Source organism: Pseudomonas sp. Z3-6, from assembly GCF_051131985.1.
GTDB lineage: Bacteria > Pseudomonadota > Gammaproteobacteria > Pseudomonadales > Pseudomonadaceae > Aquipseudomonas > Aquipseudomonas zanjanensis.
In genome coordinates this window covers 90,275-111,915 of the sequence record NZ_CP071644.1, presented here as the reverse complement: position 1 = coordinate 111,915, position 21,641 = coordinate 90,275, and the positions used below count along the sequence as shown (strand labels likewise).

Annotated in this window: 22 protein-coding genes; 2 read left to right on the top strand and 20 right to left on the bottom strand. The window is 58.9% G+C overall.

The features are described 5' to 3' along the window. Window positions 1-139: 139 nt before the first annotated feature. Together J3P88_RS00525 and J3P88_RS00520 are read left to right on the top strand one after the other, a co-directional pair. On the top strand, window positions 140-697 hold the full coding sequence (locus J3P88_RS00525; protein WP_434573400.1) for an adenylyltransferase/cytidyltransferase family protein: 558 nt from the start codon (window positions 140-142) through the stop codon (window positions 695-697). Continuing rightward, window positions 687-1,394 (top strand): NUDIX hydrolase, encoded by a 708-nt coding sequence (locus tag J3P88_RS00520; RefSeq protein ID WP_434573398.1) that lies wholly within the window; start codon window positions 687-689, stop codon window positions 1,392-1,394. The genes J3P88_RS00525 and J3P88_RS00520 overlap by 11 nt, the downstream gene beginning before the upstream one ends. A 75-nt stretch (window positions 1,395-1,469) precedes the next feature. On the opposite strand, the gene J3P88_RS00515 is transcribed toward J3P88_RS00520, so the two are convergent. The 20 genes from J3P88_RS00515 to J3P88_RS00420 form a co-directional block, all read right to left on the bottom strand. After that, on the bottom strand, window positions 1,470-2,627 hold the full coding sequence (locus J3P88_RS00515; protein WP_434573396.1) for an ATP-binding protein: 1,158 nt from the start codon (window positions 2,625-2,627) through the stop codon (window positions 1,470-1,472). A 172-nt stretch (window positions 2,628-2,799) separates the two neighbouring features. Then, window positions 2,800-2,970: a hypothetical protein gene (locus J3P88_RS00510; RefSeq protein WP_434576664.1), complete on the bottom strand. Its 171-nt coding sequence runs from the start codon at window positions 2,968-2,970 to the stop codon at window positions 2,800-2,802. Beyond that, window positions 2,971-4,404, bottom strand: coding sequence for an FAD-binding oxidoreductase (locus J3P88_RS00505; protein WP_434573394.1), 1,434 nt, complete (start codon window positions 4,402-4,404; stop codon window positions 2,971-2,973). It lies immediately after the preceding gene. A 14-nt stretch (window positions 4,405-4,418) separates the two neighbouring features. Further along, window positions 4,419-5,576 (bottom strand): L-talarate/galactarate dehydratase, encoded by a 1,158-nt coding sequence (locus J3P88_RS00500; RefSeq protein ID WP_186706467.1) that lies wholly within the window; start codon window positions 5,574-5,576, stop codon window positions 4,419-4,421. Window positions 5,577-5,646: 70 nt separating this feature from the next. Continuing rightward, window positions 5,647-7,167, bottom strand: coding sequence for a tripartite tricarboxylate transporter permease (locus J3P88_RS00495; protein ID WP_207963613.1), 1,521 nt, complete (start codon window positions 7,165-7,167; stop codon window positions 5,647-5,649). 9 nt (window positions 7,168-7,176) lie between these two features. Next, the gene (locus tag J3P88_RS00490) at window positions 7,177-7,650 is read right to left on the bottom strand and encodes a tripartite tricarboxylate transporter TctB family protein (RefSeq protein WP_434573391.1); all 474 of its coding nucleotides are present in this window, start codon (window positions 7,648-7,650) and stop codon (window positions 7,177-7,179) included. A 76-nt stretch (window positions 7,651-7,726) separates the two neighbouring features. Beyond that, on the bottom strand, window positions 7,727-8,698 hold the full coding sequence (locus J3P88_RS00485; protein WP_434573389.1) for a tripartite tricarboxylate transporter substrate binding protein: 972 nt from the start codon (window positions 8,696-8,698) through the stop codon (window positions 7,727-7,729). 505 nt (window positions 8,699-9,203) lie between these two features. Further along, the gene (gene glmS / locus J3P88_RS00480) at window positions 9,204-11,036 is read right to left on the bottom strand and encodes a glutamine--fructose-6-phosphate transaminase (isomerizing) (RefSeq protein WP_186706464.1); all 1,833 of its coding nucleotides are present in this window, start codon (window positions 11,034-11,036) and stop codon (window positions 9,204-9,206) included. 1 nt (window position 11,037) lies between these two features. After that, complete coding sequence (locus J3P88_RS00475; protein ID WP_060739917.1) at window positions 11,038-11,814, bottom strand: DeoR/GlpR family DNA-binding transcription regulator; 777 nt, start codon at window positions 11,812-11,814, stop codon at window positions 11,038-11,040. A gap of 211 nt (window positions 11,815-12,025) precedes the next feature. After that, entirely contained in the window at window positions 12,026-13,393 is a 1,368-nt protein-coding gene (gene glmU, locus J3P88_RS00470; protein WP_186706463.1) for a bifunctional UDP-N-acetylglucosamine diphosphorylase/glucosamine-1-phosphate N-acetyltransferase GlmU, read from the bottom strand. A 123-nt stretch (window positions 13,394-13,516) separates the two neighbouring features. Beyond that, window positions 13,517-13,933, bottom strand: coding sequence for a F0F1 ATP synthase subunit epsilon (locus tag J3P88_RS00465; protein ID WP_186706462.1), 417 nt, complete (start codon window positions 13,931-13,933; stop codon window positions 13,517-13,519). Window positions 13,934-13,978: 45 nt separating this feature from the next. Further along, window positions 13,979-15,355, bottom strand: coding sequence for a F0F1 ATP synthase subunit beta (atpD, locus tag J3P88_RS00460; RefSeq protein WP_014340987.1), 1,377 nt, complete (start codon window positions 15,353-15,355; stop codon window positions 13,979-13,981). 27 nt (window positions 15,356-15,382) lie between these two features. Then, window positions 15,383-16,243, bottom strand: a complete 861-nt coding sequence (gene atpG, locus J3P88_RS00455; protein ID WP_014340988.1) for a F0F1 ATP synthase subunit gamma — start codon at window positions 16,241-16,243, stop codon at window positions 15,383-15,385. Between the two features lie 50 nt (window positions 16,244-16,293). Then, on the bottom strand, window positions 16,294-17,838 hold the full coding sequence (gene atpA / locus J3P88_RS00450; protein ID WP_003207093.1) for a F0F1 ATP synthase subunit alpha: 1,545 nt from the start codon (window positions 17,836-17,838) through the stop codon (window positions 16,294-16,296). 21 nt (window positions 17,839-17,859) lie between these two features. Next, a complete protein-coding gene (locus J3P88_RS00445; protein ID WP_003207094.1) occupies window positions 17,860-18,396 on the bottom strand; it encodes a F0F1 ATP synthase subunit delta in 537 nt (178 codons plus the stop codon). 12 nt (window positions 18,397-18,408) lie between these two features. Beyond that, window positions 18,409-18,879, bottom strand: coding sequence for a F0F1 ATP synthase subunit B (locus tag J3P88_RS00440; protein ID WP_003187193.1), 471 nt, complete (start codon window positions 18,877-18,879; stop codon window positions 18,409-18,411). Between the two features lie 58 nt (window positions 18,880-18,937). After that, window positions 18,938-19,195 carry a F0F1 ATP synthase subunit C gene (gene atpE, locus J3P88_RS00435; RefSeq protein ID WP_003097235.1) on the bottom strand — a complete coding sequence of 86 codons (258 nt, stop codon included), beginning with the start codon at window positions 19,193-19,195 and terminating at the stop codon, window positions 18,938-18,940. 131 nt (window positions 19,196-19,326) lie between these two features. Beyond that, window positions 19,327-20,196, bottom strand: coding sequence for a F0F1 ATP synthase subunit A (gene atpB / locus J3P88_RS00430; protein ID WP_039593180.1), 870 nt, complete (start codon window positions 20,194-20,196; stop codon window positions 19,327-19,329). 16 nt (window positions 20,197-20,212) lie between these two features. After that, window positions 20,213-20,620, bottom strand: coding sequence for a F0F1 ATP synthase subunit I (locus J3P88_RS00425; RefSeq protein ID WP_053126821.1), 408 nt, complete (start codon window positions 20,618-20,620; stop codon window positions 20,213-20,215). Between the two features lie 148 nt (window positions 20,621-20,768). Further along, window positions 20,769-21,641, bottom strand: a complete 873-nt coding sequence (locus J3P88_RS00420; RefSeq protein WP_053126822.1) for a ParB/RepB/Spo0J family partition protein — start codon at window positions 21,639-21,641, stop codon at window positions 20,769-20,771.

Sequence of the window (21,641 nt, the reverse complement as noted above, 5' to 3'; positions counted from 1 at the left end):
TGTACTTTCATAACAAGCTATTCGGAGAAATATTTTTGATGACTCATACTTATCCAATGAAGTAGCGCCAAAAAAGCAGGTTTCCATCAAAAAGACTTTGCTGCTAGAGTACACGTCATGTACCAGAAGAGGATAGGCCATGTTCGAGATTGCCCTGTATGGCGGCGCCTTCAATCCCCCTCACGCCGGCCACGCCCAAGTGATGATCGAGGCCTCACGCCAGGCCAGGCGCGTGCTGGTGGTCCCCAGCTTCCGGCATCCTTATGGCAAGCAAATGGTCGACTATGAGGTGCGCCTGAACTGGCTGGAATCGATCGTCGAGAACGTGCAGCCGCTGTGTTGCGCCGAAGTGCGTGCAAGCCGGGTGGAGCAAGTTGTGGCCCGTGGCGTCGAAGGCGCCATCTACAGTTACACCCTGCTCACCCACCTCGCCGACAGCCTGGCCCTGGATGGCAAGCGGATCGCGTTGGTGGTGGGCCAGGATGTCGCGGATTCGCTGCCGACCTTCTATCGCGGCCAGGAATTGCTGGAGCGGTTTTCTGTCCTTTGCGTGGAGGAAAAGATCCACGTGCGCAGCACCGGGGTTCGCGAGCGCCTGGCCTTGGGCAAGCCGCTTCCCACCGACTGGATGGCACCCGGCATGAACCCGTTAAACTATGACCTTTACGCTACCCACGGAAATCGACATGCCCACTAGCACAGCCCCTGCGCGCGGTTATCTGCACACTATCGACCTCTGTGTGCTGCGCTGTTGCCGGGAGACCCAGGCGCTGGAAATCCTCCTGAACCGACGGGAAGCCGAGCCGTTCGCCGGCCATTGGGCGCTGCCCGGGATCGTGGTCAACGGGGACGTCGAAGACCTCACGCTGAACGACGCCGTGGAGCGCCTGCGCAATTCAAACAAGGTCGGCATGCCGCTGGCGTGGATCGAACAGGTCGGCACCGTCGGCGACGCGTTCCGCGATCCGCGCTGCTGGTCGTCCTCGACGTTCTACCTGGCGATTGTCAGCGAAGCGGTCCAGCTCGCCGAACACCAGGGGTTTTTCCCATTCAAGGACGTCGCGAACGCCTCGATCAAACTCCCTTTTGATCACAACCGCCTGGTGGCGACGGTCCAGGAGCGATTGTTGTCCAAAGCCCTCTACAGCAGCCTGCCGCTGATGTTCCTGGGCCCGGAATTCAGCGCGCCGGAAGCGGTGAACATCTTCTCCGTAGTACTCGACCGCCCAGTGCTCAAGACCAGCATGCGCCAGCGCTTGCTGAAGATGACCGAGGCGGGCTATTTGCAGGAAACCGGCCGCAAAAAAGCCGGCGACGGCGGACGCCCGCAACGCACGGTGGAAAATCTCAAACCGGCTAGCGTTTATCTTTTTGATCGGTGTTTTCTGGAGTGACTTTTGCGTATGGCCAGCACACCTTCCTGGCCCGATATCAGAGGCCATGGAGTCTCTGCTAGATCAGAAAACAGCTTAGGAGAGGCCTTCGAGCAATCCGGCCTCGCCCAATAAGTCCACGATGACATGCTCGTCAACCGCGTAGACCCCACGAGAGGCTTTCCAGACCAGCTTCTTTTCCTGAAGGGCGATGAGCGCTTGCTGAACACCCGGCACTTCGACCTTTATATCGCGTTCAGCGATACCAGCCTGCTCCATCGCTTTCGCATAGAGTTCCATGGTAGGTGCCTCGAAGGGCGCATAGTTATCGCCTTTGGCACTCATGACACGGATAACGGCGGACTGGATAGGGGTCAGGCTATGGAGAACTTTCTTAAGGTTTGCGTTGAGCTCGTCAGCTTGTGCCCGAACCAACACTGCGAATCGCTCGGGGATGGTTGCAGGATCCAACGCAAAATCGAACCTGATTTCATCGGCGGCGGCACCTAGCAACTCAGGTCGGTAACCACTCTCCTTGAACAACTCGAACACATTAGAGGGATCGAGCGGATAGGCGAGGTCGATATTCGCGCAGAACCAGTTTATGAAATCCTGATCCAGGGTTGGAAATTGAACCATGGAGGCCCCAAAGAAAGCTTGGTCCTTACTGTTCCGGAGCATGGCGAGCTTGTCACGGTTCGATCCGGTGCACACGATGCGAAGACCGTGGTGCTTCGAACTGTTTAGCTCGTCCCTTGCCGCTTTCAGTGCGAAAAGCGCCGCAACGCCTTCATCCGTGGTGATAGCATGTTGAGCTTCGTCGATCATCAGGACGATGATCTTTTTCGACTCATCCGAAAGCGCCGCGAGCGCGGTGGTCAAGTCGATATCCCTGCCCAGCCCAATCTTGTCCAGACTGAAACTCAGGCCACCGACAGTCACCTTCTCCATACCAGCACTTTTCGCCAGACGGGTCACGAATCCTTCGCTCTGGCCAACGGCTTCTCGGACAGCCTCTACGATGACCAAGCCAGGATCTTTCGTCAGGTCTTTCCAAAGATCGGCATACAGTACGATCGCTCCTGCGGCCTCCAATGCTGGCCGCAAATCTTCTCGAGCGAAGGTGGACTTTCCCGTACGCCGAGGAGCAGCCAGAAAGACGCCCGAACTGGCAGCGCTACCAATGGCAACCTGCATGATCAGCTTTGAAAGGCGGGCAGCCAAAACGGGACGGTGGTAAACGATCTCGACCATTGGGGACCTCTGGCGGGATTCTATAGAAAATTATAGAGCGACTATAGCCCAATTATTTTTTTAGACATCGCGTCTCATTGGGCATTTATAGACAATTATAGAACGACTATAGACCGGCCACCCTGAAGCTGCCCAGCGCTAGTTTTTCTGATTCCAAGAGCTCGCTGTCGCTTCAATTCATGTATTGCTCTTGCAAGGCTTGGTAACGTTGCCAGCTATCGGCCACCAGTTGCAATGGATGCTGTTGTTTTCTAGCGGCTTCCAGTTCTCGGTGAATGTCGGTCAGATCGCCGGATGAAAATATTTTTTCATCATTGCGAGAATAATCGAAAAATACTTTCAATCACTCCAGCCCGGCAGTAAAGACCTTGCCAGGGTTCATCAGCCCCGCCGGGTCTAGCGTGCGTTTGATGGCACGCATCAGCTCGATCTCCAGGGGATCCTTGAACTGGGCTGCGGCATGAGGCTTGGCTTGTCCCAGCCCATGTTCAGCACTGATGCTGCCATTGAAGGCACTGGTCATCCGGTAGATGACTTGCATGATCGCGTGTTCGCGGGCCTTGAACGAGGCGTCGTCATCGCCGACCGGCTTGCTGATGTTGTAGTGCAGGTTGCCGTCGCCCATGTGGCCATAGGAAACGATGCGCACGCCGGGAAAGTCCTGTTGCAGGGCTTTGTCGGTGCGTTCAATGAATTCCGGTATCCGACTCACGGGCACGCTGATGTCGTGCTTGAGGCTGGGGCCTTCATGGTTTTGCGCCTCGGAAATACCTTCGCGCAGTGCCCACAGCGCGGCGGCCTGTGCCTGGCTGCAGGCCAATACCGCGTCGATGACCCAACCGCATTCGAAGGCATGGGCCAGGCCGTTTTCCAGCAACAGGGCCAAGGGCGCATCGGGCACTGTGTCGCGCAGTTCAATCAAGGCGTACCAAGGGTGCTTCGCTTCCAAGGGATCCGTACAACCCGCCACATGGTCCAGGACAAACTCCAGGCTCTGGCGCGACATCATCTCGAAGCCCGTCAGGCGGTCGGCGCACAGGCTGCGCACATGGCCGATCAAGTCCACCGCCGCTTGCGGCGAAGGCAGCGCCACCCAGGCTGTCGCGGTGCTGTGGGTCGCCGGAAACAGTTTCAGCACCGCCGCCGTGATGATGCCCAGCGAGCCCTCCGAGCCGATGAACAAATGCTTGAGATCGTAACCGGTGTTGTCCTTGCGCAAGCCTCGCAAGCCATTCCAGACACGACCGTCAGGCAGCACCACTTCCAGCCCGAGGGTCAGCTCACGCATGTTGCCGTAGCGCAGCACCGCCGTGCCGCCGGCATTGGTCGCCAGATTACCGCCCACCGTGCAACTGCCCTCCGCCCCCAACGACAGCGGGAACAGGCGACCGGCCTGGCTGGCGGCGTCCTGTAGCTGCTGCAGGATCACCCCGGCCTCGACCGTGATGGTTTCATTGGCCAGGTCGATTTCACGGATGCGCCGCATACGGGTCAAGGACAACACCACTTGGTTGCCGGAGGCATCAGGGATCGAGCCGCCACATAACCCGGTGTTGCCGCCCTGCGGCACCAAGGCAACCTGGGCGTCATGGCAGATGCGGACAACCTCGGCGACTTCTTTGGTCGTTGCCGGGCGCACCACCAACGCAGCCCGGCCTTGATAGGCGTTACGCCAGTCCGTCAGATAGCGGTGCATCAGTTCAGGGTCGCGCACCAACCCTGCCTGCCCGACCACTTGCTCGATCCGCTGGAGCACTTCATCGCTCAACGACGACATACTTCCTCTCCCGGTTACGGACGCTGCCCAAACTCTGCCTGACCGGCCGTCCAGCCCGCCACGCGCTCGCTCAGGGACAGCCCAAGGCCAGGCCGAGTGGGCACCAGCATGCGCCCATCACGGGTTTGCATGCGCTCGTTGAACAACGGCTCCAGCCATTCGAAATGTTCCACCCAAGGCTCGCGGCTGTAAGTGGCGGCCAAATGGATGTGCAATTCCATGGCAAAGTGCGGCGCGATCATCAGCCCCGCTTGCTCGGCCAATGCCTGGACCTTGAGATAGGGAGTGATGCCACCGACACGAGGCGCGTCGGGCATCAGATAATCCGCCGCACGCAGCTTGATGAATTCCCAATGCTCGGCAACGCTGGTGAGCATTTCACCGGTCGCTATCGGCGTATCGAATTGCTCGGCCAGCGCGGCATGACCTTCGGCGTCGTAGCAATCCAGCGGTTCCTCGATCCAGACCAGGTTGAGCGGCTCAAGGCGTCGGCACATGCGCTGCGCAGTGGGCCGGTCCCATTGCTGGTTGGCGTCGACCATCAAAGGGAAGTCATCCCCCAGGTGTTTGCGGATGGTGCTGACCCGGTGCAGATCCAGCGCCTGGTCAGGCTGGCCGACCTTGAGCTTGATCCCGCCGATACCCTTCTCCCGAGAGAGGTCAGTATTGATCATTAACTGATCAAGCGGTGTATGCAGGAATCCACCCGATGTGTTGTAGCACTGGACAGAATCGCGATGGGCACCCAGCAAGCGAGCCAGGGAAAGATTGGCCCGCTTGGCTTTCAAATCCCACAGGGCGACATCAAATGCGCCGATCGCCTGGGTTGCCAAGCCGCTGCGCCCCACCGAGGCACCTGCCCAGCAGAGCTTGTCCCATAGCTTGGAAATGTCGCTGGGGTTTTCGCCAAGCAGACTGGGGGCGACTTCCTGGGCATGGGCAAATTGCCCGGGGCCACCGGCGCGCTTGGAATAGCTGAACCCCAGGCCACGGTGGCCGTCCCTGGTTTCGATTTCCACGAACAGAATGGCGATTTCGGTCATTGGCTTTTGCCGACCGGTCAACACCTTGGCGTCGCTGATGGGGTTGGCCAACGGCAGGAAAACCGAGGCCACGCGCACCCAGGCAATGCGGTCGTCGTCGGCCGAAGGCGTTTGAGGCGTGTCTTGCATGACTGTGCTCCGAACGGTTGGGTTCGGCTGCTGCAACACGGCGTCGTGTTACAGCAGCGAATGCAATGGGCTAGCTGCGCATCAATTCAATCGCCGCACTTTTGCGGTTGCGAATGACAGTCACCAGGTGCCAGGAGATGGACGCGGCGGCCAGGATGAGGAAGCCCGCCGAGATGGGATTGGTCAGGAAGCCGCCGAAATTGCCATCGGACAGCATCAAGCCGCGACGCAAGTTGGTTTCAGCCATCGGACCGAGGATGAAACCGATGATGAACGGTGCAATCGGCAAACCGGCCTTGACGAACCCATACCCCAGCAAGCCAAACAGCAGCACCGCCCAGACGTCGAAGATCCGGCTGTTCAGGCCAAAGGCACCGACCACACAAAGCACCAGGATGATCGGCAACAGGATGTGCTTGGGCACCGCCAGCAACTTGATGAACATGCGCAGGCCGTAGAACTCCAGCACCAGCATCAGCACGGAAGCGAGGATCAGCGCGGCGAAGATCGTATAGACCAACGGTGCCTGGCTGATGAACAGCAGAGGCCCGGGCTGGATGCCGTGGATCATGAAACCACCGAGCATCACCGCCGTGGTGGTGTCGCCGGGAATGCCCAGCGTCAGCAGGGGAATCATCGCGCCGCCAATACCGGCATTGTTCGCCGTCTCGCTGGCGACCACGCCGTCGATCTTGCCTTTGCCGAACTCCTCCGGGGTCTTGGAACGTTTCTTCGCCACGATGTAGGAGACGATATTCGACGTACCGGCACCGATGCCGGGCAAGATGCCGATGCCCAGGCCGATCAAGGATGAACGGGTGGCATTGGGCAGTTGGCCGACGAACTCCTTCATCGAAAAACCAAAACCTTTCACGCCTTTCATGCTGACGTGCTGGGGTTTGGCTCGGTGGCTCAGGCGCGCGCTTTCCGCGAACTTCAGCACCTCGGCGACCGCGAACATACCGATCATCACGGTGAGCATGGCGAAGCCGCCATTGAGGCTCGGCAGGTCAAAGGTGAACCGACGGATAGCCTCGACCGGGGCGATCCCCACGGTGGAGAAAGCAAAGCCCAGGGCACCGGCAAACAAGCCTTTGACCAGCGAGCCGGTGGACAGCGTGGCAATCAACGTCAGCGAAAAGATCGCGATGGAGAAATATTCGTGCGGGCCAAAGCTCAGGGCCAGTTCCGCCAGGATCGGGGCGATGAACATCAGCGCGGCGATACTGAAAATCGTGCCGAGGAACGAGAACACCACGCCAATCCCAAGCGCCTTCACGCCCAGTCCCTTCTTCATCAGCGGCCAACCATCGAACGTCGTCGCGATGGAGGCCGGCGTTCCCGGTATGTTGAGCAATATCGCCGATATCAGCCCTCCCGAGGTAGCGCCAACGAACAACGCAACCAACAGCGCCAGGCCAGGGCCGGGGCCCATCGAGTACGTCAGCGGCAAGCACAGCGCGATCGCCATGGTGGCCGAGAGGCCGGGCACCGCGCCAAAAACGATCCCCACTGCAACGCCAAGGGTGATCAGCAGAAAAACGTAGGGTGTCAGTACGGCTGCGAAGCCTGTTTGCATGAGCTCAATCATGGCCGTCCCCTAGAAATCCAATAAACCGACAGGCAGGAGCAAGTCGAAGCCATGACGAAAGATGTAAAAGATCAGGACAGACGAGACGACCGCGATCAACGCGTATCGCAGGTGCTTGACCTTTTCATCCGCCGGAGTGAGTACGATGAACTGGGCATAGAGATAAAGCACAGTGGTGATCACGAAACCCACCGGCTCCATCAGCGCCGTATAAAGCAGCACCAATGCCACGGATTTAATAACCGTTGGGTAATCGATCGCCTCGGGCTTTTCCGCCGGTTCGGCACTTTTGTCCGGCAGCTTTCGCCAGGCCCACAACTGCAACGCACCCAACAGGCACAACGCCACGGCGAGCACCCAAGGGACAAACGCGGCATCGACCGTCCCGCGACGCGGCAGGTTCATGGTCAATACCAAGTAAGCGATGCCGGCGCCGAGCATGGCCAGGCCGGCGATCAACTCGTTTCTTTTATAGGAATCCATACAGGCTCCTCTTGCTGGGAAGGACGGGGTGTCGGGTGCTGGCCAGCGCGGCGCGCACCCGAACCGTTACGCAAAATTATTTGGCTTTACGCATCTCGTCCTTGAACTGCATGAAGCTGTCGCGGGTTTTGTTCAACGTAGCGATGGCTTCTTCGGTGCCCTGGAAGCTGACCGGCTGCTTGAAGGACTTCTTCAGTTCTTCGGCATATTCCGGCTCTTCGGTGATTTTCTTCATGGTGTCGGCCATTTTCTTGACGATGGCCGGGTCGGTGCCTTTCGGGAAAGCGACGACGTAAGGCTTGTCCAGGACCAGGTCCACGCCTTGTTCCTTGAAGGTCTTGACGTCGCCCAGCAGCGCGTTGCGCTCAGCGTTAGGTTGGCCCAGGGCGGTCATCTTGCCGCTGGAAATGTAATCCTGGACCGAGCCATAGCTGATCGCACCGAGGTCGATGCGCTTGCCCAGCAAGGCAACGATTTTTTCCGAGACGGTGCCGCTGTCGACCATTTTCAATTTCACGCCGGCGAGCTTCTCGAACATCAAGCCTTGCAGATGAGAGAAGTTACCCATCTCGGTGCCGTAGGTGATGGTGCCGGGCTTGGCCTTGGCCTTCTCGATCAGCTGGTCGAGGCTGTCGATGCCCGAGCTTTTCGCCGAGACGAACACAGCGCCCTTGTCGACGCCAGCGATGCAGGAAATATCGAACGCATCGAAACGGTCTTCGGACAGCCCCGCGACCTCGTTGACGATCAACTGGCCGGTGTGAGTAAACAGGATGGTATTGCCATCCGGCGCTGCGCTCTTGACCGCATCGGCGGCGATGGTGCCGCCCCCACCGGCCATGTTGGTGACCACCATGGTCTTGCCAGTGACCTTGGTGAAGTACTTGGCCATCATCCGTGCGTTGAAATCAGTGTCACCGCCGGCGTTGGCGATCACTACGACCTGTACCGGACGACTTGGCCAATCGCTTGCGTCGGCGGCCACTGCCGTGCCGGCGGTCAGGCTCAGGAACGAGGCGATCAAAGAGGCGCAGAGTGTTTTCTTCATTATTGTTCTCCGGGTACGGCCATTCATTGTGGGTTTGAAGTTGAGCAGGAAACGAACAGGCCCAGCACTAACGCCAGGCGAGACTGATCGAGCGTTGAGATCGCGGAATTCGACTGCATTGGAGGGCAGGGTTTTTCGGAAGGTAAAAAAGAAGATAGCGGGCGCACGGCGATAACGCGTGGGGCCGATGGACTGCAAATTCGCTGGGCGGCAAATGTAGAAAACATGACTGCGCCTTTCGTTTTTATTATTTTTGATGTCATACGTTGTCGTATGACTCGATATCATCACCTATGCCTCACGTTGTCAACGCAGTTGTTCAGCGGCGTACCGTGAATACGACGAACAGGGCGGGTGAACCAGGCGTATCGAATCGTTGCTCCTTGGGCGAAGTCGGCCTGAAGTTTTTTGCTCCCAATAAAAAACCCCCTGAATTTCAGGGGGTTGGTTTTTGAGCGTTTCGGATCCTAGCCGACAGGCTAGCTCCCTGGCCCGCGCTCCGGCCTTACTCGACCGTGACCGATTTCGCCAGGTTACGCGGCTGGTCCACATCGGTGCCCTTGAGCACGGCGACGTAGTACGACAACAACTGCAGCGGGATGGTGTAGAGAATCGGCGACAGGATGTCGTGGATGTGCGGCATGTGCACCACGTGGGTGCCTTCGCCGTTGGTCATGCCGGCCTTCTCGTCGGCGAAGACAATCAACTGGCCGCCACGGGCGCGCACTTCCTGCAAGTTGGACTTGAGCTTTTCCAGCAGCTCGTTGTTCGGCGCGACCGTGACCACGGGCATGTCGTTATCCACAAGCGCCAGCGGGCCGTGCTTGAGCTCGCCGGCCGGGTAGGCCTCGGCGTGGATGTAGGAGATTTCCTTGAGCTTCAAGGCTCCTTCCATCGCCACCGGGAATTGCGCGCCACGGCCCAGGAACAGGGTGTGGTTCTTCTCGGCGAACAGCTCGGCGATTTTTTCCACAGTGCTGTCCATGGCCAAGGCTTCGCCCAGGCGGGCCGGCAGGCGACGCAGTTCTTCCACCAGCTTGGCCTCGACGCCCTCACCCAGCGTGCCACGGACCTGGCCCAGGGACAGTGTCAGCAACAGCAGACCCACCAGTTGCGTGGTGAACGCCTTGGTCGACGCCACGCCGATCTCACGACCGGCCTGGGTCAGCAGGGTCAGGTCGGACTCACGCACCAGCGAGCTGATACCGACGTTGCAGATCGCCAGGCTGGCGAGAAAACCCAGTTCCTTGGCGTTACGCAGGGCAGCCAGGGTGTCGGCGGTTTCGCCGGATTGGGAAATGGTGACGAACAGCGTGTCGGGTTGCACCACTACCTTGCGATAACGGAACTCGCTGGCGACTTCGACCTGGCACGGGATACCGGCCAGCTCTTCCAGCCAGTAACGGGCGACCATGCCGGCGTGGTAACTGGTGCCGCAGGCGACGATCTGCACGTTGCGGACCTTGGCGAACAACTCGGCCGCCTGTGGACCGAACGCTTGGACCAGCACCTGGCTCTGGCTCAGGCGGCCTTCCAGGGTGCGTTGCACCACGGCCGGTTGCTCGTGGATTTCCTTGAGCATGAAGTGGCGGAACTCGCCCTTGTCGGCGGCTTCGGCCCCGTCGCGGTACTGGACGGTTTCACGTTCCACGCTTTTGCCATCCAGGTCCCAGATCTGCACGCTGTCGCGGCGAATCTCGGCGATGTCGCCTTCTTCCAGGTACATGAAGCGGTCGGTGACCTGACGCAGCGCCAACTGATCGGAAGCGAGGAAGTTTTCCCCCAGGCCCAGGCCGATGACCAAGGGGCTGCCGCTGCGGGCTGCCACCAGGCGATCGGGTTGTTTCGCGCTGATGACCGCCAGGCCGTAGGCACCGTGCAGTTCCTTGACGGTTGCCTTGAGGGCGACAGTCAGGTCTGCCAGGTCCTTGAGCTTGTGGTTGAGCAGATGGGCGATGACTTCAGTGTCAGTGTCCGAAGTGAACACATAACCGAGCGCCTTGAGCTGTTCACGCAGGGCTTCATGGTTTTCGATGATGCCGTTGTGCACCACCGCCAGGTCGCCGGAGAAATGCGGGTGAGCGTTACGCTCGCATGGCGCGCCATGGGTGGCCCAACGGGTGTGGGCGATGCCCAGGCGACCGAGCAGTGGTTCGGCGTCCAGCGCCTGTTCCAGCTCGCTGACCTTGCCTGGGCGACGCATGCGCTCGAGCTTCTCGTCTTGGGTGAACACCGCTACACCCGCGCTGTCGTAGCCGCGATATTCGAGACGCTTGAGACCTTCAAGCAAGATGGCAGTGATGTTGCGTTCAGCAACGGCGCCGACAATTCCACACATGCTACTTCTCCTGGCTGACAGGCGCGCAGATCACGGTAATGCCGCGGGCCTGAATCTGATCGCGGGCCTCTACGGGCAGGCGATCATCGGTAATGAGGGTATGGACGCTGCTCCACGGCAGTTCCAGGTTGGGGATCTTGCGGCCGATCTTGTCGGCCTCCACCATCACGATCACTTCCCGGGCAACCTCAGCCATCACGCGGCTCAGGCCCAGCAGTTCGTTGAAGGTGGTGGTACCTCGAACCAGATCGATGCCGTCGGCGCCGATGAACAACTGGTCGAAATCGTAGGAACGCAGCACTTGCTCGGCCACCTGCCCCTGGAACGACTCGGAGTGAGGGTCCCAGGTACCGCCGGTCATCAACAGTACCGGTTCGTGCTCCAGTTCGCTCAAGGCATTGGCGACATGCAGGGAATTGGTCATCACCACCAGGCCCGGCTGTTGGCCGAGTTGAGGGATCATGGCGGCGGTCGTGCTGCCGCTGTCGATGATGATCCGCGCATGTTCGCGGATCCGCTTCACAGCGGCCCGGGCAATGGCGAGTTTGTACTTGGAAACGGTTTGCCCGTTATCGGCCACCAACTCCTGCGGCATCGGCACCGCACCACCGTAGCGACGCAGCAGCAGGCCATTGGTCTCCAGGGCGGCAAGGTCCTTGCGAATCGTAACCTCCGAGGTTTCGAAGCGCTTGGCCAACTCATCCACACTGACCTCGCCCTGCTCTTGGAGCAAAGCAAGGATGTTGTGACGGCGCTGTGGCGTGTTGCGTTTCGACATGGCGGCTTAAGTTTCGATTCGAAAGATAACGTAAGCAATCAAAACCTATTGCGACGGTATCGTCAAGGCGCCGATAGAAAAATTCAGAAATCCCGCAAATCGAATGTGGGAGCGGGCTTGCTCGCGAATGCGTTGGGTCAGCAACGAATTAATTGGCTGAACCACCGCTTTCGCGAGCAAGCCCGCTCCCACAAGGGGGATGTGGATAACTTCAGGGCTTCTTGATTTTCTCTGGTCGCTTCCAGCCATCAATGTTGCGCTGGCGGGCGCGTCCGACTGCCAATTGGCCGTTATCCACATTCTGGGTCAGGGTCGAACCGGCCGCCGTGGTCGCACCGCTGGAGATATCCACAGGCGCCACCAAAGAGTTGTTGGAACCGATGAAAACATCTTCGCCTAGAACGGTTTTCCACTTGTTGGCGCCATCGTAGTTGCAGGTGATGGTGCCGGCGCCGATGTTGGTGCGCGCACCGACTTCAGCGTCACCCAGGTAGGTCAGGTGGCCAGCCTTGGCGCCTTCGCCCAGATGAGCGTTCTTGAGCTCGACGAAGTTACCCACATGGGCCCGGGCTTCCAGCACCGAGCCTGGGCGCAAGCGGGCAAACGGGCCGGCATCGCTGCCTTCGCCCATGACCGCGCCGTCGAGATGGCTGTTGGCCTTGATCACCACGCCTTTGCGCAGGGTGCTGTCCTTGATCACGCAGTTCGGGCCGATGATCACGTCATCTTCGATGACGACCTTGCCTTCGAGAATGACATTGATGTCGATGACCACGTCGCGACCTACGCTGACTTCACCGCGCACGTCAAAACGGGCAGGGTCGCGCAGGGTCACGCCTTGGGCCATCAGGCGGCGGGCGGCGCGCAGTTGGTAGTGGCGCTCCAGCTCGGCCAGTTGTCGGCGATCGTTGGCGCCCTGCACTTCCATGGCGTCCAGCGGCTGCTCGGTGGCGACGACCAGCCCGTCGGCAACGGCCATGGCAATCACATCGGTCAGGTAATACTCGCCCTGGGCGTTGTTGTTCGACAGACGACTCATCCAGTCACCCAGGCGCTCGGCCGGCACCGCGAGAATACCGGTGTTGCCCTCGGTGATCGCGCGCTGGGCTTCGTTGGCGTCTTTTTGCTCGACGATTGCCGTCACTTGGCCGTCGGCGTTGCGCACAATGCGGCCATAGCCGGTGGGATCATCCAGTTCGACGGTCAGCAAACCCAACTGCTGTGGCGCGACCTGCTTGAGCAAGCGCTGCAAGGTCTCGACTTCGATCAGCGGCACATCGCCGTAGAGAATCAGCACCGTATTGGCCGTGATGAACGGCACGGCCTGGGCCACGGCATGGCCAGTGCCCAGTTGCTTGTCCTGCAGGACGAAATTCAGGTCGTCCGCCGCCAGGCGCTCGCGCACCGCATCGGCACCATGGCCGATCACCACGTGAATGCGCTGTGGATCAAGTTGCCGGGCGCTGTGGATAACATGACCGAGCATGGAATTGCCGGCGATCGGGTGCAAGACCTTGGGCAACGCCGAACGCATGCGGGTGCCTTGGCCGGCCGCGAGGATAACGATTTCAAGAGACATGACTGGCTACCAATCCTGGGTGGTCAGCGGCTGCGACCAGGTAATGAATGTCGGGAAAAGAAAAAAGGGTAGCCGAGGCTACCCTTTTTAATCAATCGCACAGAAAGCAGACGGCTTAGCCGCTTACTTCTTGCGGATCTGCTGAAGCGTACGCAGCTGGGCTGCGGCTTCTGCCAGACGTGCAGCAGCAGAACCGTAGTCGAACTCCGCGCCTCGCTCGTGCAGGGCCTTCTCGGCGGCCTTGACGGCCTCCTGAGCGGAGGCTTCGTCCAGGTCGGCAGCACGTTGCACAGTGTCGGCAAGGACCTTGACCATGTTCGGCTGAACCTCGAGGAAACCACCGGAGATGTAATACACCTCGGCTTCCCCGCCCTGCTTGATCAAGCGGATCGGACCCGGTTTCAGATTAGTGATCAGCGGTGCGTGACCCAGAGCGATACCAAGATCCCCCAGCTCACCATGCGCAATCACCATCTCGACCAGACCGGAGAAGATTTCCCCTTCCGCACTGACGATATCGCAATGGACTGTCATAGCCATCTGATTGCCTCAACCTAAATTAGCGCCCGTTGCCGGGCGCCGGGATTACAGTTTCTTGGCTTTCTCGATCGCTTCTTCGATGCCGCCGACCATGTAGAACGCTTGTTCTGGCAGGTGGTCGTAGTCACCGTTGAGGATGCCTTTGAAGCCAGCAATGGTGTCTTTCAGGGAAACGTATTTACCCGAGGCACCGGTGAAGACTTCAGCCACGAAGAACGGCTGCGACAAGAAGCGCTGGATCTTACGAGCGCGGGATACCAACTGCTTGTCGGCTTCCGACAGCTCGTCCATACCCAGGATCGCAATGATGTCCTTCAGCTCTTTGTAGCGCTGCAGCACGTACTGGACGCCGCGAGCGGTGTCGTAGTGCTCCTGGCCGATCACGTTCGGGTCCAGCTGGCGCGAAGTCGAGTCCAGTGGGTCAACCGCTGGGTAGATACCCAGGGAAGCGATGTCACGGGACAGAACGACGGTGGCGTCCAAGTGGGCGAAGGTGGTCGCTGGCGACGGGTCGGTCAAGTCATCCGCAGGTACGTATACCGCTTGGATCGAAGTGATCGAACCTTCCTTGGTCGAAGTGATACGTTCTTGCAGAACGCCCATCTCTTCAGCCAGGGTCGGCTGGTAACCTACGGCCGAAGGCATACGGCCCAGCAGTGCGGAAACTTCGGTACCGGCCAGGGTGTAACGGTAGATGTTGTCGACGAACAGCAGAACGTCGTTACCTTCGTCACGGAACTTCTCGGCCATGGTCAGGCCGGTCAGGGCTACGCGCAGACGGTTTCCCGGCGGCTCGTTCATCTGGCCGTAGACCAGTGCCACTTTGTCCAGAACGTTGGAATCCTTCATCTCGTGGTAGAAGTCGTTACCCTCACGAGTACGCTCACCCACACCCGCGAACACGGAATAACCGCTGTGCTCGATGGCGATGTTACGGATCAGTTCCATCATGTTTACGGTCTTGCCTACACCGGCACCACCGAACAGACCGACTTTACCGCCCTTGGCGAACGGGCAAACCAGGTCGATAACCTTGATGCCGGTTTCCAGCAGGTCGTTGCCGCCCGCCTGTTCAGCGAAGGATGGCGCAGGACGGTGAATGCCCCAGCGCTCTTCGGTGTCGATCGGACCCGCTTCGTCGATCGGGTTACCCAGTACGTCCATGATCCGGCCCAGGGTCGCTTTACCGACCGGTACGGAGATGGCAGCGCCAGAGTCGACAACGTCCAGACCGCGCTTCAAGCCTTCGGTAGAACCCATCGCAATGGTACGAACGATGCCGTCGCCCAGCTGCTGCTGAACTTCCAGGGTAGTTTCCGCGCCTTGTACTTTCAGCGCGTTGTAGATGCTCGGTACGCTGTCGCGTGGGAATTCCACGTCGATAACGGCGCCGATGATTTGAACGATACGTCCGCTACTCATAGCTGGATCCTCTGAATATTTGAACCGTTAAACCGCGGCAGCGCCGCCGACGATTTCCGAGATCTCTTGGGTGATCGCAGCCTGACGCGCCTTGTTGTAGATCAGCTGCAAATCGCTGATCAAATCACCGGCGTTGTCGGTAGCGTTCTTCATCGCGATCATCCGCGCCGCTTGTTCAGCTGCGTTGTTCTCGACCACCGCCTGGTAGACCTGCGACTCCACGTAGCGGACCATCAAGCCGTCAAGCAGCTCCTTGGCATCCGGTTCGTAGAGATAGTCCCAGTGGTGCTTGAGTTCCTGTTCCGGGGTCGCCACCAGTGGAACCAATTGCTCCACGGTTGGCTGTTGCGTCATGGTGTTGATGAACTTGTTGGATACCACGGACAGGCGGTCAATCCGGCCTTCCAGGTAAGCATCCAGCATCACCTTGACGCTGCCGATCAGGTCATTGATCGACGGTTCTTCACCCAGGTGGCTGATAGCAGCGACGACGTTGCCGCCGAAGTTGCGGAAGAAAGCCGCACCCTTGCTACCAATCACGCACAGATCGATCTCGACGCCTTGTTCGCGGTTTACAGCCATGTCCTTGACCAGGGCCTTGAACAGGTTGGTGTTCAAGCCACCACACAGACCACGGTCACTGCTCACCACGACGTAACCGACGCGCTTGATAGCACGGTCGATCATGAACGGGTGGCGATATTCCGGGTTGGCGTTGGCCAGATGACCAATAACCTGGCGGATGCGCTCCGCATAAGGGCGGCTAGCAGCCATGCGCATTTGAGCCTTGCGCATTTTGCTGACCGCCACTTTTTCCATGGCGCTGGTAATTTTTTGCGTGCTTTTGATGCTCGCAATCTTACTGCGAATCTCTTTTGCGCCTGCCATGTAACACCTATCAGGTTAGCAAGCGGGAGCCTTGCGACTCCCGCTGCGGCTTACCAGGTTTGGGTGGCCTTGAACTTCTCGATACCGGCTTTCATGCCAGCGTCGATTTCGTCATTGAAGTCACCCTTCACGTTGATCTTGGCCAACAAGTCGGCGTGATCGCGGTTGAAGTAAGCAATCAGCGCTTGTTCAAAGCTGCCGACCTTGGCGATTTCAACGTCAGTCAGGAACCCACGCTCAGCGGCATACAGCGACAGCGCCATGTCAGCGATCGACATTGGTGCGTATTGCTTCTGCTTCATCAGCTCGGTAACGCGCTGACCATGCTCAAGTTGCTTACGGGTCGCTTCGTCCAGGTCAGAAGCGAACTGGGCGAATGCCGCCAGTTCACGATACTGGGCCAGGGCGGTACGGATACCACCGGACAGCTTCTTGATGATCTTGGTCTGAGCGGCACCACCCACACGGGATACCGAAACACCGGCGTTCACAGCAGGACGGATCCCGGAGTTGAACATGGCCGATTCCAGGAAGATCTGACCGTCGGTGATGGAAATCACGTTGGTCGGAACGAACGCGGAAACGTCGCCAGCCTGGGTTTCGATGATCGGCAGAGCGGTCAGGGAGCCGGTCTTGCCGGTCACTGCGCCGTTGGTGAACTTCTCTACGTACTCTTCCGAAACGCGGGATGCGCGCTCCAGGAGACGGGAGTGGAGATAGAACACGTCGCCTGGGTAGGCTTCACGGCCTGGTGGACGGCGCAGCAGCAGGGAGATCTGGCGGTAAGCCACTGCCTGCTTGGACAGATCGTCATAAACGATCAGCGCGTCTTCACCGCGGTCGCGGAAGTATTCGCCCATGGTGCAACCGGAGTACGGTGCCAGGAACTGCAGCGCAGGAGATTCCGATGCGCTGGCCGCCACGATGATGGTGTTGGCCAGGGCGCCGTTTTCTTCCAGCTTGCGAACCACGTTGGCGATGGTCGATTGCTTCTGACCAATGGCTACGTAGACGCAGAAAATGCCGCTGTTCTTCTGGTTGATGATCGCGTCGATCGCCAGAGCGGTCTTACCGATCTGACGGTCACCGATGATCAGCTCACGCTGGCCACGGCCGACAGGGATCATGGCATCGACAGCCTTGTAGCCAGTCTGTACAGGCTGGTCTACCGACTTACGCCAGATCACGCCAGGAGCAACTTTCTCGACCGCGTCGGTCTCGGTGTTGTTCAGCGGACCTTTGCCGTCAACAGGGTTGCCCAGTGCGTCGACGACGCGACCCAGCAGTTCCTTACCAACCGGAACTTCGAGGATGCGGCCGGTGCACTTGGCGCTCATGCCTTCGGCCAGCGACTGGTAGGAACCCAGTACAACGGCACCTACGGAGTCTTGCTCCAGGTTGAGGGCCATACCGTAGACGCCGCCCGGAAACTCGATCATCTCGCCGTACATGACGTCGGCCAGACCGTGAATCCGCACGATACCGTCAGATACGCTGACGACAGTGCCTTCGTTACGGGCTTGGGAGGTCACATCGAGCTTGTCGATGCGGCCCTTGATAATTTCACTTATTTCGGAAGGATTGAGTTGCTGCATTGCTCTGCTGCCCCTTCAAACTCAAGATTTCAATGCTTCGGCAAGTTTCGCGATTTTGCCGCGAATCGAGCCATCGATAACCAGGTCGCCGGCGCGGATTACAACGCCCCCTATCAGGGACTTGTCTTCCTCGACTTGCAGGCGCACTTCCCGGTTGAGTCGTGCACTGAGAACCTTGGCGAGTTTGTCTTGCTGTTCTTGGTTCAATGCGAAAGCACTGGTCACTTCCACGTCTACCGACTTCTCTTGCTCGGCCTTGTACAGGTCGAAAAGAGTGGCGATCTCCGGCAGAAGCAGGAGACGGTCGTTTTCGGCAACGACGTGAATGAAATTCTGTGCCTTGGCATCGAACTTGTCGCCGCACACGTCAATGAACGTGGCGGCCTTTTCTGCGCTCGTCAGTCGCGGGGCCTTGAGCACGCGCTGCATGGTGTCGTCTTGCGACACCGCTGCAGCCAGGCCGAGCATGGCTGACCAATTGGCCAGTTGCTGGTGGGCCTGAGCGTGCTCGAAGGCCGCCTTAGCGTAAGGTCGGGCCAACGTGGTCAGTTCTGCCATGATCGCCCTCGCTTAGATTTCAGCAGCCAGTTGGTTAACCAGCTCTGCGTGCGCGTTTTGATCGATTGTGGCACCCAGGATCTTCGAAGCACCGCCAACGGCCAGGGCACCCACTTGGGCACGCAGCGCGTCTTTGACACTGTTGAGTTCCTGTTCGATCTCGGCTTGAGCCTGAGCCTTCACACGGTCAGCTTCGACGCGAGCCTGTTCACGGGCTTCGTCGACAATCTGGGTACCGCGTTTCTTGGCTTGCTCGATGATTTCAGCTGCCTGAGCTTTCGCTTCGCGCAGTTGCTGACCCACTTTCTCATGGGCCAACTCCAGGTCGCGAGCTGCACGGCTGGCAGCGTCCAGACCATCAGCGATCTTCTTTTGACGTTCGTGCAATGCCGCAATGACCGGAGGCCATACGAACTTCATGCAGAACAGTACAAAAATCAGGAACGCAACGGACTGGCCAATCAGGGTCGCATTAATGTTCACGCCAACACCTCGCAGTTACGTTGTCCATCACACCAATCTACTCGAGACATCCGAGTAATTAGCCAGCGATTTGACCAACGAACGGGTTCGCAAAGGTGAAGAACAGCGCGATACCAACACCGATCATGGTCACGGCGTCGAGCAGACCGGCCACGATGAACATTTTGACTTGCAGCATTGGAACCATTTCTGGCTGACGCGCGGCGCCTTCCAGGAACTTGCCGCCCAACAGGCCGAAACCAATTGCGGTACCCAGTGCGCCCAGGCCGATCAACAGTGCAACAGCGATAGCGGTTAGACCAACTACAGTTTCCATCTTTCCTCCCGACTTTTACGTCGTATGGTTTAGGTTTTTTAGATTAAAGCGGTAAAACAAATCGTTTCTCAGCCCGGTTCGGGCTCCTTCCCGTTTGACCGGGAAGGACATCAGACTAGTCGAGACTGGCCTTAATGGTTTTCTTCGTGCGCCATCGACAGGTAGACGATGGTCAGCATCATGAAGATGAACGCCTGCAGGGTGATGATCAGGATGTGGAACACAGCCCACGCCCATTGCAGGACTACACCCAGGCCGCTGAGCCACAGCAGGCCGCTGCCGAACATCACAGCGATCAGGATGAACACCAGTTCGCCGGCATACATGTTGCCGAACAGACGCAGTGCCAGAGAAATCGGTTTGGCGATCAGGGTCACGAATTCCAACAGGAAGTTCACCGGGATCAGCAGGGCCTGAACGAGGATGTTCTTGCTGCCGAACGGGTGCAGGGTCAGTTCGCCGATGAAGCCGCCGATGCCCTTGACCTTGATGCTATAGAAAATAATCAGTGCGAAAACCGAGAACGCCATGCCCAGGGTCGCGTTCGGGTCGGTGGTCGACACGGCGCGGAATGGGATGTGTGCATCGCCGGAGATCAGGATGGCCAACTGAGGAATCCAGTCGACCGGTACCAGGTCGATGGCGTTCATCAGGAACACCCAGACGAAGATGGTCAGTGCCAGCGGTGCGATCACCGGGCTGCGCCCATGGAAGCTGTCTTTCACGCTGCCATCGACGAATTCGACCAGTACTTCAACGAAGTTCTGCAGTGCACCTGGCTGACCGGAAGTCGCCTTCTTGGCCGCCATGCGGAAAAGAAGAACGAAGATCAGGCCCAGTGCGACCGACCAGCCGAGGGTATCGACGTGGAAAGCCCAGAAGCCCATTTCCTTGGCTTCTGCTGCGGTATGGGCGAAGCCCCAGCCGCCGTTGGGTAGCTGACCGAAGGTCAGGTTCTGCAAGTGGTGCTGGATATAGCCCGAAGCGGTTGTCTCTGCCATGGTTGCCTCAAACGCCCTAAGGTCTCGAAAGTCTTGTTCTCATTAGCAGGGGAGCGAACCAGCTGACCAGTTGGGTCAGCACGAAGACGCCGAATACAGCCAGCGGCGCCAATGGCTTCACACCTGCGAACGTCAATGCAAACAGCACTGCCGTCAAAATCAGTTTCCCCGCCTCGCCGGCATAAAAAGACCGGACGATAGCCTGGGCTGCTCGGGCGCCGGAAAACCGAAAGGCCCTGTGAGCAAAGTAAATATTGGGAAGCAAGGCTATCAGGCCTCCGCAAAGCCCTGAGTATCCGGCGACGACTCCTTTCCATTGCCAGAGCGCCAATGTGGCGATCAGTACGACGGTAAATTGAGCCATCAGAACCGGGAAAACTGCCAGACGATGGAACGGCAAGCGGTTTGGCGTGCGGGTTTCCATCGCTTTTGCTCTCCAATAGTCGGCCGCCATAATTCAATAACTTGGCATAATTTGTGCCGACAAAATGCGCGCAGAGTATAGGGGCGGTTCTGCCCCTATTCAACCTTCAGGTAGTGATTTCCGACTGCGCGCTACAAGAGCAATTGTTTCAGCGAATGTGCGCAAGAACACCTTGCAGCTCATCGAGAGAGTTATAGCCAATCACCAATTGCCCTTTGCCCTTCTTTCCGTGGCGAATCTGCACCGCAGAGCCCAGGCGCTCGGCTAGGCGCTGTTCAAGACGGGCAATATCCGGATCAGGTTTTGGTGCTTCGACAGGGGCGGGTTTACCGCTCAACCATTGACGAACCAGTGCCTCGGTCTGGCGCACGGTAAGGCCGCGTGCGACAACATGTCGCGCCCCTTCAACCTGTTGATTTTCCGGCAAACCGAGCAATGCCCGGGCATGACCCATTTCCAGGTCGCCATGGGACAGCATGGTCTTGATGACTTCAGGCAACGCAATCAGGCGCAACAGGTTGGCCACGGTCACGCGGGATTTGCCCACCGCCTCGGCAACTTGTTGCTGGGTCAGCTGGAATTCCTGCTGCAAGCGCTGCAGGGCAACGGCTTCCTCGATCGGGTTGAGGTCTTCGCGCTGGATGTTCTCGATCAACGCCATGGCGATGGCCGTTTCATCCGGGACGTCACGGACCATTGCCGGGATGGTTTCCTGGCCGGCCTGCTGGCTGGCGCGCCAGCGACGTTCTCCGGCGATGATCTCGAAGCGGCCATTGGCGATCGGCCGGACCACGATCGGCTGCATCACGCCCTGGCTCTTGATCGACTGGGCCAGTTCTTCCAGCGCCTGCGGGTCCATGTCCCGGCGCGGCTGGTATTTGCCGCGCTGGATCAGGTCCAGGGGCAGGTGCTGCAACTCGCGCTGGTCGGCCTGCACGGCCTGTTCTTCCAGCGAGCTGACAGTCGGACCGCTGAGCAGTGCATCCAGTCCACGTCCGAGACCTCGTTTCTTGACGGCCAT